Annotated in this window: 14 protein-coding genes and 1 pseudogene; 4 read left to right on the forward strand and 11 right to left on the reverse strand. The window is 68.3% G+C overall.

Features of this window, described 5'->3' with window-relative positions; translation table 11 throughout:
- Positions 1–164: 164 nt before the first annotated feature.
- Positions 165–1356, forward strand: a pseudogene (locus A9X04_RS26855) (pyridoxal phosphate-dependent aminotransferase); the annotation flags it as partial.
- On the opposite strand, the gene A9X04_RS26860 reads toward A9X04_RS26855, so the two are convergent.
- The 4 genes from A9X04_RS26860 to A9X04_RS26875 are packed head-to-tail and all read right to left on the reverse strand — an operon-like array spanning position 1352 to position 3894.
- Positions 1352–1801 carry an SRPBCC family protein gene (locus A9X04_RS26860; protein WP_067927475.1) on the reverse strand — a complete coding sequence of 150 codons (450 nt, stop codon included), beginning with the start codon at positions 1799–1801 and terminating at the stop codon, positions 1352–1354. The pseudogene A9X04_RS26855 and the gene A9X04_RS26860 overlap by 5 nt on opposite strands.
- 50 nt (positions 1802–1851) lie before the next feature.
- A complete protein-coding gene (locus A9X04_RS26865) occupies positions 1852–2307 on the reverse strand; it encodes an SRPBCC family protein (RefSeq protein WP_082972771.1) in 456 nt (151 codons plus the stop codon).
- 58 nt (positions 2308–2365) lie between these two features.
- On the reverse strand, positions 2366–3445 hold the full coding sequence (locus A9X04_RS26870) for a CaiB/BaiF CoA-transferase family protein (protein WP_067927484.1): 1080 nt from the start codon (positions 3443–3445) through the stop codon (positions 2366–2368).
- 5 nt (positions 3446–3450) lie between these two features.
- A complete protein-coding gene (locus A9X04_RS26875; RefSeq protein ID WP_067927510.1) occupies positions 3451–3894 on the reverse strand; it encodes an SRPBCC family protein in 444 nt (147 codons plus the stop codon).
- A gap of 64 nt (positions 3895–3958) precedes the next feature.
- On the opposite strand from A9X04_RS26875, the gene A9X04_RS26880 reads away from it, so the two are divergent.
- Positions 3959–5644 carry an alpha-keto acid decarboxylase family protein gene (locus A9X04_RS26880; protein WP_067927487.1) on the forward strand — a complete coding sequence of 562 codons (1686 nt, stop codon included), beginning with the start codon at positions 3959–3961 and terminating at the stop codon, positions 5642–5644.
- A gap of 10 nt (positions 5645–5654) precedes the next feature.
- Here the strand turns inward: A9X04_RS26880 and A9X04_RS26885 are convergent, their stop codons facing one another.
- Genes A9X04_RS26885 through A9X04_RS26910 form a run of 7 tightly spaced genes read right to left on the reverse strand, consistent with a single transcriptional unit; the run spans position 5655 to position 9070 of the window.
- Positions 5655–5840: a bacterioferritin-associated ferredoxin gene (locus A9X04_RS26885; RefSeq protein ID WP_067927488.1), complete on the reverse strand. Its 186-nt coding sequence runs from the start codon at positions 5838–5840 to the stop codon at positions 5655–5657.
- Positions 5841–5853: 13 nt separating this feature from the next.
- A complete protein-coding gene (locus A9X04_RS26890; protein ID WP_156764553.1) occupies positions 5854–6480 on the reverse strand; it encodes a fatty-acid--CoA ligase in 627 nt (208 codons plus the stop codon).
- A gap of 18 nt (positions 6481–6498) precedes the next feature.
- Positions 6499–6861, reverse strand: coding sequence for an alpha/beta fold hydrolase (locus tag A9X04_RS30070; protein ID WP_082975269.1), 363 nt, complete (start codon positions 6859–6861; stop codon positions 6499–6501).
- Positions 6862–6876: 15 nt separating this feature from the next.
- Entirely contained in the window at positions 6877–7266 is a 390-nt protein-coding gene (locus A9X04_RS30075; RefSeq protein ID WP_082975271.1) for an alpha/beta fold hydrolase, read from the reverse strand.
- A complete protein-coding gene (locus A9X04_RS26900) occupies positions 7263–8270 on the reverse strand; it encodes a hypothetical protein (protein ID WP_067927492.1) in 1008 nt (335 codons plus the stop codon). Before A9X04_RS26900 ends, A9X04_RS30075 begins: the two co-directional genes overlap by 4 nt.
- Before the next feature lie 15 nt (positions 8271–8285).
- Positions 8286–8504, reverse strand: coding sequence for a hypothetical protein (locus tag A9X04_RS26905; RefSeq protein WP_067927494.1), 219 nt, complete (start codon positions 8502–8504; stop codon positions 8286–8288).
- Positions 8501–9070, reverse strand: a complete 570-nt coding sequence (locus A9X04_RS26910) for a carboxymuconolactone decarboxylase family protein (protein ID WP_067927496.1) — start codon at positions 9068–9070, stop codon at positions 8501–8503. Before A9X04_RS26910 ends, A9X04_RS26905 begins: the two co-directional genes overlap by 4 nt.
- A 124-nt stretch (positions 9071–9194) precedes the next feature.
- Between A9X04_RS26910 and A9X04_RS26915 the strand changes: the two genes are divergently transcribed.
- Positions 9195–9788: a TetR/AcrR family transcriptional regulator gene (locus A9X04_RS26915; RefSeq protein ID WP_067927500.1), complete on the forward strand. Its 594-nt coding sequence runs from the start codon at positions 9195–9197 to the stop codon at positions 9786–9788.
- Positions 9789–10286: 498 nt separating this feature from the next.
- Positions 10287–10738 (forward strand): alcohol dehydrogenase catalytic domain-containing protein (locus A9X04_RS26920; RefSeq protein WP_156751954.1); only part of this gene is annotated, 452 nt, incomplete at its 3' end.

A 10738-nucleotide genomic window follows, 5' to 3' on the forward strand; every position in this document is an offset into this window, starting at 1 on the left:
CGGATCCGTATTAAAGGTTAGGTCCAGATACCGCACCCTAACAAAGTGCCCGGCCAACCTGTTGGTTGGGCCGATCGCCGCTGGTCAGCCCCGACGCGGCGGGTGGCCGCCGAGTATGTGGCCGGCCGCACACGCGAGCCGCGCGCCCCCTAAGCTCGACCGGCATGACGGTGTCGCGACTGCGTCCCTACGCGACCACGGTGTTCGCCGAGATGTCGGCGCTGGCGGCGCGGGTCGGCGCGGTCAACCTCGGTCAGGGGTTCCCTGACGAGGACGGGCCCGCCGCCATGTTGAAGGCCGCCCAGGACGCCATCGCCGAGGGGAACAATCAATACCCGCCCGGCATCGGCGTGGCCTCGCTGCGGCACGCCATCGCCGCCCAGCGGCAGCGACACTTCGGCATCGAGTACGACCCCGACACCGAGGTGCTGGTAACGGTCGGGGCGACCGAGGCCATCGCGTCCGCGGTGCTGGGCCTGGTCGAGCCCGGCTCGGAGGTGCTGCTCATCGAGCCGTTCTACGACTCCTACTCGCCGGTGGTGGCGATGGCCGGCGCGCACCGGGTGGCCGTCCCCCTGGTCCCGCACGGGCGCGGCTTCGCCCTGGATGCCGACGCATTGCGCCAGGCCGTCACGCCACGCACCCGCGCGCTGATCGTCAACTCGCCGCACAACCCGACCGGCACGGTGCTCAGCGCGGCCGAACTGACCGCCATCGCCGACGTCGCGGTCGCCGCCGATCTCCTGGTGATCACCGACGAGGTTTACGAGCACCTGGTGTATGACGGCCACCGGCACCTGCCGCTGGCCGGCTTCGACGGCATGGCCGAGCGGACGGTCACCATCTCCAGCGCGGCCAAGATGTTCAACTGCACCGGTTGGAAGATCGGATGGGCCTGCGGCCCAGCCCAACTCATCGCCGGGGTGCGGGCGGCAAAGCAGTATTTGAGCTACGTCGGCGGCGCGCCGTTCCAGCCGGCCGTGGCCCTGGCGCTCGACACCGAGGACGCGTGGGTGGCCGGGCTGCGGCGCTCGTTGCGGGACCGTCGCGACCGGCTGGCCGCCGGGTTGTCGGAGGTCGGCTTCGAGGTGCACGACAGCGCCGGCACCTATTTCTTGTGCGCGGACCCGCGCCCGCTCGGCTACGACGACAGCACCGCATTCTGCGCGGCCCTGCCGGAAAAGGCCGGGGTGGCGGCCATTCCGCTGTCACCCTTCTGCGACCCGGCCGCCGCGCACGCCTCGGCGCAAGCCGACGTGTGGAATCACTTGGTGCGCTTCACCTTTTGCAAACGCGAGGACACCCTCGACGAGGCGATCAGGCGGCTGGCCGTCCTGCGGTGACCGGCCCGCTACGTCGCGGGCCCGAAACCCTCCATCACGCGCTGGCGCAGTCCCTCGAGCGCGGCGTGCAGGATCTTCTTGCGGGCCCGGCTGACCCAGAACTCGGGCAGCGGAGCAAATGGTTCGACCGTGATGGCGAACCGCACCCTGGTCTTGTCGTAGCCCTCCCGGGTGAGGGTGTACTCCCCGTGCTGGCCGCGTTGCTGGGCGGTCTTCTGGGCGTCCCACACCATCCAGTCCGGTCCCCAGTGGTACTCGAGCAATTCGGTGTCGTGGATGCCGGTCACCGCGATCGTGACCCTCACGTGGTGGGGCCGGCCGTCGGGGTGCTTGTCGACGACCTCGACCCGCTTGTGCACCGACGACCATGACGGCACCGCGTCCATGTCGGCCAGCGCCTCCATGATCACTTCCGGAGGCGCGTCGATGACGATTTCCGACGACGCTTGAACGGCCACTGCTAATAAGTTAGCAATCGCTTCGCCACCGCCGAAGGAGAAAAGGCGGGCTATTCGGCGTCGGATGAACCGCGGATCTGCTTTACCAATTCGCACAGTCCCCGCACCGACGAGTCGAGAACGCTTTCGCTGGCCCGCCGGACGATGAACGCGGGCATGGGCCGGCCGGGTTCGACCGTGACATCGAAGCGCACCCGGGTCTTGTCGAGGCCCTCGGGTTTGAGGTTGTACTCGACGTGCTGACCATGCTGCTGGGAGGTGCCTTTGGCGTCATAGACGACCCAATCGGGGCCCCAGTGATATTCCAGGATCTCTTTGTCGACCAGCCCCAGAATCTTGATCGTGGTGGCGACGTGGTGGGGCCGGCCGTCCGGATAACGGTCGATCACCTCGATGTGTTTGTGCAGCGGTGACCACGACGACAGGACGCCGACATCTGTCAGCGCCTCCATAACCACTTCCGGCGGCGCGTCGACGACAAATTCCCGTGATGCTTTTACGGCCACTGAGGTTCAACCTAGCAATGCCGCCCACCCTGTGGATCCGTTCGGCGTAATACGCTGGCTACCAGTCGATTTCGGCAAGGGACGTGGTGGCCGCCGGTGGCCGCCCGACCGGTGCGGCCGGGGTGCGCGAGAAGCGCGGGCCGGGTGCGGCCTGGTCGACCCCGTGCGCGGTGACGATCGTGGACCGCGCCCTCAGGTGCTCGTCGGCGGCCGCTTCGTTCCATGTCAGCACCGGGGTGACGCACGCGTCGGTGCCGGCGAAAACGGCGACCCATTCGTCGCGGGTCCGGCTGGCGAACCGTTGCGCGAAGACGTCGTGCATTTGCCGGTAGGACCCGGTGTCGAGCTGGCCGGGCACCTCGTCGGGGGACAGGCCCAGCCCGGTCAGCAACGTCGCGAAGAATTGCGGCTCGATGGCGCCGACGGCCACATATTTGCCGTCGGCGGTTTCGTAGCAGCGGTAGAACGGGGCGCCACCGTCGAGCAGGAATGATTCCCGCCGGTCGCGCAGCGACCCGGTCGACTTCATGGTCCACATCATCTGGGCGAGCAGGCTGACGCCGTCCACCATCGCCGCGTCGATGACCTGTCCGGCGCCCGAACGTTCCCGTTCGTACAGCGCGACGGCGATGCCGAGCAGCACCAGCATCGACCCGCCGCCGAAGTCGGCGACCAGGTTCAGCGGCGGCATCGGTGGCCGGTCGGCGTAGCCCAGCGCGGACAGCGCGCCCGTGTGCGACAGGTAATTGATGTCGTGGCCCGCCGTCTGGGCCAGCGGCCCGTCCTGACCCCAACCGGTGATCCGCGCGAAGATGAGGCGCGGGTTGACGGCCGCGCACTGTTCGGGGCCGATGCCGAGTCGCTCGCAGGTGCCCGGCCGGAAACAGTCCAGCAGCACGTCGGCTTTGGCGGCCAGATCCAGCAGCGCCTGCGGCTGCGTCTTGACGTCGAGGTCGACGATCCGCTTCCCCCGGTGCAGCAGGTCGCGGTCCTCCGCCGGCATCACCAAGCCACCGGGCCGGCGCACCCGCACCACGTCGGCCCCGAGGTCGGCGAGCATCATGCCCGCGTGGGGCCCCGGTCCGATCCCGCCGAGCTCGATGACCCTCACCCCGGACAGGGGCCCGCCGGCGCCCACCGCGACTAGTTCCCCTTCTTGACCTTGAGCACCCGCTCGCGCAGCGCCTTGGTCGCCGAGTCGATGGTGCCCTTGACGGCGCGTTTCAGGACGAAACCGGGTAGGGGCACGTTCGGGTCGGCCAGCAGCTCGAACTTGACCAGCGTCGCCTCACCCTGCGGTATCAGGGTGTACTTCCCGTCCTGCGCCTTCTGCTGCGAGGAGCTCACCAGCTTCCAGCTGACCGAGTCCGCCGCCCAGGTGTAGGCCACCACCTGCTCATCGGTGATCCCGGCGACCTTCACCTTCATCTTCACCTGTTCGGGCCGCCCGTCGGCCCCTCTCGAGAGGACTTCAGCACTCTGATGGGGTTCGGACCATTCGGGCATCGCTTCGAAATCGGCGATGACGTCCAGGATCTCCTCCGGACCGGCTTCGATGACGATGTCGCGGGATTCCTTGAGTGCCATGGCCCGCACGATACTGAAGCCGCGTCCGGCCCGGTAGGGATTCGACCGAGGTACCGTCGTGCTTGTGACTGACCCCGCCAGCCAGCCCGTCTACACCGTCGGTGACTATTTGTTGGACCGCCTCGCCGAACTCGGCGTCACCGAGATCTTCGGCGTCCCGGGGGACTACAACCTGGAATTCCTGGACCACATCGTCGCCCACCCCAGCATCCGGTGGGTGGGCAACGCCAACGAGCTGAACGCCGGGTACGCCGCCGACGGCTACGGTCGGCTGCGCGGAATGTCGGCCGTGGTAACCACTTTCGGCGTCGGCGAGCTGTCGGCGGCCAACGCCGTCGCGGGCAGCTACGCGGAGCAGGTCCCCGTCGTGCACATCGTCGGCGGACCCTCGAAAGACGCGCAGGGCACCCGCCGCGCGCTGCACCACTCCCTCGGCGACGGAGACTTCGAGCATTTCTTCCGGATCAGCCGCGAGATCACCTGCGCGCAGGCCAACCTCATGCCCGCGACCGCCCGCCGCGAGATCGACCGGGTGCTCTCGGAGGTGCGTGAGCAGAAGCGGCCCGGCTACATCCTGCTGTCCACCGATGTGGCCCGCTTCCCCACCGAACCGCCCGGTGACCCGCTGCCCCGCTACACCGGCGGCACCAGCCCGCGCGCGCTGTCGCTGTTCGTCGAGGCCGCCTCGGAGCTCATCGGCGACCACCAGCTGACCGTGCTGGCCGACTTGCTGGTGCACCGGCTGCAGGTGGTCAAGGAACTCGAGACGCTGCTGACGGCCGACGTCGTCCCCTACGCGACGCTGATGTGGGGGAAGAGCCTGCTCGACGAAAGCTCGCCGCACTACCTCGGGATCTACGCGGGCTCGGCCAGCGCCCCGGCGGTGCGCGCCGCCATCGAACAGGCGCCGGTCCTGGTGACCGCGGGCGTGGTGTTCACCGACATGGTGAGCGGTTTCTTCAGCCAGCGGATCGACCCGGCCCGGACCATCGACGTCGGGCAGTACCAGAGCAGCGTGGCCGGCGAGGTCTTCGCGCCGCTGGAGATGGGTGCCGCGCTGGAGGCGCTGGCCACCATCCTGACCCGGCGCGTGGTCACGTCGCCGCCGGTGGCCTCACCGCCCGCCGAAGCGCTGCCCCCGCCCCCGCCGCGGGACCAACCGCTGACGCAGGAGATGTTGTGGGACCGCCTGTGCACGGCCCTCACCCCGGGCAACGTCGTCCTCGCCGACCAGGGCACCTCCTTCTACGGGATGGCCGACCACCGCCTGCCGCAGGGCGTGACCTTCATCGGCCAACCACTATGGGGCTCAATCGGTTACACGCTGCCCGCGGCGCTGGGGGCAGGGGTGGCGCATCCGGACCGCCGGACGGTGCTGCTGATCGGTGACGGCGCCGCGCAACTGACCATCCAAGAGCTGGGCAACTTCTCGCGGGAAGGCCTGTCCCCGGTCATCGTCGTGGTGAACAACGACGGCTACACCGTCGAGCGGGCGATCCACGGGGAGGCGGCGTCCTACAACGACATCGTGAATTGGAAGTGGACGGACGTCCCCGGTGCGCTGGGCGTCGCCGACCACCTGGCGTTCCGGGTGCAGACCTACGGTGAGCTCGACGACGCCTTGACGGCCGCCGCGCGGCACCGGGACCGCATGGTGCTCGTCGAGGTGGTCTTGCCGCGGCTCGAAATCCCGCCGCTGCTGGTCGAACTCGTCCAGCCGATGTCGCCGGACGGCAGCGTTCGCCGCTAGGGCCACCGCATCAGGATCGAGCGGGTGCGCCGTTCGGGCCCGCCGATCGCAGTATCGCCTGGACCGTCCGCCGGCAGCGGCCGCAGTCGGCGCCCGCCCCGCAGGCCCGGGCAACGTCGTTGGTCGTGCACGCCCCGGCCTCGATCGCCTCGGTCACCATTTGGCTGGTGACCCCGTTGCACAGGCACACGAACATCCCGGGTGGCCGCTCAGTCCGCCTCGATGCGCATCATGTTGGTGAATCGGCCGACGAACACCGGCGGGTAGGGCCCCACCCCGGCGCCCGACATCCACTCGGCCGCGGCGTCGGGATGCTCGATCCACCGCCGCGCGCTCTCCTCGTCGGGCAACTCCGACATGATCAGCACCTCGTGCTCATCGTCGAAGGCCTGGAAGATCCACGTCTTGCGGATGCCGGCCGCGACGAATCTCTCGGTGGCCAAGGCGACTTCGGCGGCCAGCCCCGACACGTCGTGGACCGAGGCGATGGTGGCGACGACGACGCCCGGCGCCTCCGGGGTCGCGGTGGGCGCCGGAATGAACCTGTCCACGATCTCGCCGGCGAAGACCGCCGGAATGTCGTCGACGCCGGCCGCGTCGAACCAGTCGAAGAAGACGCGCGAGCGCAGCAGTTCCACGATCGGCTCGCGGCTGCGGACCCCGATCATCACCAGCACTCGGCCGTAGTCGTGCGTCGAGGTGTAGACCAGGACGTGGTGGGCGCCGATGTCGGCCAGGGCCGTCTTCCTGCGCTCGAGCAGCGGCCACACCCGGCTGGGGTCCGGAACGCGGTAGTCCGACGCGATCACCATCGAATGAATGTCGTTCGTCATCACCGCCGCCTCACACCGGATTCAACGACGAAGGTACTCGATGATCGCGGCGGCAACGGCGTCGGGCCGTTCGGGGAAAAGGGCGTGGCTGGCGTCATCGATGACGACGGTGCTGACGCGTTCGCCGTAGCGGGCGCGCAGGTCGCCCCATTCGGCGCGGTGGTGAAACGGGTCGAGGGCGGCGATGATCTCGAACACCGGCGCGTTCCCCGCGTCCCAGTACCGCGCGACATCGGCGCGCTGTACGCAGTCCACCTGCACTGCCAGGGTTTCCGGATACCAGCCGGTCAGCCAGATGGAGGCATCATGGCCGGGCGCGAAGAAGGCCGTCCGCAGCGCGTCCAGTCGGGCCGCGTCGGGCAGAGTGAGGTCACCGGCGCGCATCGGTGCTGAATTAATTTATGGGTCAACGGTTTTCCCGGCTGCGGCGGCCAAAATCACCGCCGCCACGGTGTCGGGATGGTGCACGGCGGTTGTGCCCGCGACGAAGTTGCCGAAGGCATGCCCGAGGATCACCGCGGGCCCGTCGGCCAGGTCGTCGACCACCTGCGCGATGTCGCCGGCCATGTCGGCGAAGGTGACACCGCTCATCGACCCGCAGGAGCCCGCGATGCCGCGCGGCTGTGGGCGTAGCACCCGGTCGCCCGCGGCGACCAGCGCCGTGGTCAAGGCGTCGAAGTCGCCGCCGGCGTCACGGCCGTAGGACGGGATGATCACCACGGCGGGCCCGTCTCCGTCGACGCAGGTGTCGATCGACGCCTGCGCGGTCGTGACGACGTGCTGGGTCATGCGTTCGGCCCGCCCGTCGAGGCCGTTGCGGCATAACCTAATTCGACGCGCAGCACGGCCGCGCGTCGAACGATTCCGCCGGGAGGGGCCGTGGTGCCGCCGTCGGTGGTCACGTAGGCGACCCGCCCGCGTTCGCCGTCTGCCCTCCCCCAGGCGGCACTCGACGGCCCGACCAGGGCCGCGTCCAACGGGTCACCGGCGATGTGACGGACCTCGCTGCCGTGCCGGGGCTGCAGCGGCACCCGGTCGATCGTGTTGGCGCGGTGCCTGGTGACGTAGGCGAACCCGGCGTCTTCGTCGAGGCAGAAGTCGTCGGCGTTGTCGATGGTGGCGACGAATTCGGCTGACCCGGCGGGATTTAGCGTCGACGGGTCGACCGCGACGCGCATGAACACCTTCTGCGCGGTCGAGGTGTAGTACAGGTAGCCGGTGTGCGGGCTGTAGCGCACTCCGTTGACCCCCGGCTGCGGCGGGGGTGGCACGCCGCTGTCGGGGTCGAAGGCCATCGTGTCGTGGACCAGCCAGACCCGCGCGGAGGCTTGCCGCGCATCCTGGTCGAGGTCGACTCGCCAGATCAGGCCCGCGAAGCAGTCGGCGATCGCCAGCACCCCCGGCGCGAGCAGGCAGCTGCCGTTGAGTCCGCGGGCTCGCTCGTCGAAGGTGTAGATGAGCTCTGGCGCCACTGGCCGCCCGGGTGCCCAGTCGGTGAGATCGATTCTGGCCAGGTGTGATTCACCGGTGGTGTAGGCCAGCGTCAGGTTGACGACGAAGACGTCGGGCGCGATCTCGACGATCCCCGTGACCGGGTAATCGAAGGTGTGCAGCAGGACCGAGTCGACGAGCGCACCCGGCTGGGGCGGCGGCACCCACCACAGTTCGCGTTCCAGGACGGCGGTGATCAGCAACGAGCCGTCGGCGCGCACGGCGAGGTTCTCCAGAAAGTATTGCTTCGGGAAGTACGCCACGGGAGTGAGCGTCACGGTGGGCAAAGGCTGAACAGACATGGTGGTCCTCGCTGGTTAGCTTTGGTCGGGCGCGGGAATCGCGAGGGCGGTGAGAATCGCGCAGCCGGCGTGAAAGGTGCCGGTGGTCAGCACCGTGATGCCCAAAACCCCTGCGGCGCCGGACCGTTGCGCCGCTTTTTGACGTAGCGCGTCGTCGACGCGAGGCCCGGTGCACCGTAGCCGGGCCGGGTCGAGGTCGAGGCGGCCGCCCAGGGCCTGCGCGACGCACCTCACTGGTCCAGCCCCTCAGCATTGGCGGGCACGTCGAAGGCGCCCAGGGTCAGGCACACCATGGTGAACCACCCCAGCAGCACCGCCACGTCGACGATGCCGGCGTCGCCCAACAGGTCCCGGGCGCGCCGGTAGAGCCCCGTCGGCACCACCCGCGTCGTGACCAACGCCGACGCCAACTCGTAGACCACTTGCTCGCGCGGGTCGTCGAACGACGCCGGCAGTCCCGCGATGAGGGCTTCGACCGCCCGCGGGTCGAGGTGGCCGTCGCGCTCGGCGATGATCTCGTGCTCGTAGGCGGCGTACGCGCTGCGCCATTGAGCGGTGACGAGAACGGTGGCGATTTCGATCTCGGCCTTGCTCAACGTGGAGTATCGCTGAAAGTAGGCGCCGGTCGGCACGATGGTCGTCGACAGGGTCGGGTTGGCCAGCCAGATCTTGTGCGGGCCCGGCACCAGCCCGCGCAACCCCCGGGTGAAGTCATATGCCTGTTTCATCGCGGGCTCCATCTGGTCGACCGGCGTCTCCACAAACCGGCCGAATGTGCCGAAGTCAGTTGCCTGAGTCATGTGCCGTCATCTCCCCCTGGATCGAGGCGGAAATCCGCGAACGTGCGTTCACGTTTATGGTCTGCCCCGGCTTGCCGCCTGTCAAACGCGAACGATCGTGCTTTTTTATGCTACGTTGACTAGCATGCCGAAAGTCACGCCGGAGTACCGCGCGGAACGGCGCGCACACATCCTGGCGGCCGCGCGGCGTTGCTTCATCCGTAACGGGTTCCACGCCGCCTCGATGCACGACCTGGTCGAGGAGGCGGGAATGTCCTCCGGCGCGGTGTACCGCTACTTCCCCAGCAAAGACGCGGTCATCGAGGCGATCGCCGCCGAAAACCTCAAGCAAGTCGTCGCCGTCATCGGACAATCCATCGACGATGGCGCCACCCCGCAGGCGGCCATTGCGACCGTGCTCGACTTCGTCACCCATCGCCACGGCGAGGACGGCTTCGCCGCCATCGCGGTGCTGGTGTGGTCCGAAGCCCTGCGCAACGCGACGCTGGCCACGCACCTGCGCGAGGCGATCGGCACCGCGCTCGCCAAGTTGAGCACCGATGCGCCCACTCGATCCGATGTCCGACTCGACCCGGCGGCCGTCGCCGACCTGCTGCTGTGCGTGCTGCCGGGCTATCTCATGCGGTTGGCCCTAGGCGGACCCGAGGCGGTCGAGAATATTCCCACCGCCATCGAGACGGTGCTCAACGTTTCCGAGCGGTCACCGGAACCTGCGTAAGCATCTCCGCTGCAACAGCTTTCCCTAGGTGCCTATCGCCATATCCGATGAGCCGAGCAATCGATGCACCAATCATCCTCTCCCCCAGACGAATTAGAGGGAGATGAATCACATGGAATCTGTCGCGAAGAAATCGGAAATGCCGGAATATCGGCCACGCGCGGGCAGTTGCGGGTAGTGATGAACGCAATCGGTTACACCTCGGTGGCCCAGCAGTACAGCGAGCCGCGGTGTTACCGGAGCTCCATGCGGGACCCGGGACTCCCCGAACGCAGCGGCATAGACGGCGGATTGAGCCTGTCGCGATGGACCAGGAAGGTCACCGAACGGCCCACCATACCCGTGGGCTCGATCGGCGTTACCAAAGCCATTCAAGGATCAAGGTAACAACAAGATCCCCGCCGGACACACAACGACGAGCTGATCACCCTCGACGAGCACCGACGCAAACTCACACTTTGTTGACACCGAAACCGACAGAGAGAGAGGAATCAGGCGATGCGCGTATACCGGTTCGATGGCGCCGCCGGAGGACTCGACGGGTTGCGGCTATGCGACGAACCCGTCCCTTCACCACAGCGGGGAGAGCTGCTGCTGAGAATCAAGGCCGTCGCACTGAACTACCGGGACATCGCGATCCCCCTCGGCCGCTACGTGCGGGACGCCAGGCATGGTCTGGTGCCGTGCAGCGACGCCGCCGCCGAGGTCGTCGAGGCGGGCGAGGGCGTCGACGACTACCGCCCCGGTGACCGGGTTGTCAGCGCTTTCCACCCCAGGTGGTTCGGCGGCCCGATGCCGCCGACCGCCAACTCCGACAGCTACGGCAGCGGGCAGGACGGGTGGCTCACCGAATACAAGGTGGTGTCGCGGGAAGCGGTCGTCGGCATCCCCGCGGCGATCTCTGACGAACGGGCGGCGACGCTGCCCTGCGCCGGGGTCACGGCGTGGAA

It is taken from the genome of Mycobacterium sp. E3247 (assembly GCF_001667785.1).
GTDB lineage: Bacteria > Actinomycetota > Actinomycetes > Mycobacteriales > Mycobacteriaceae > Mycobacterium.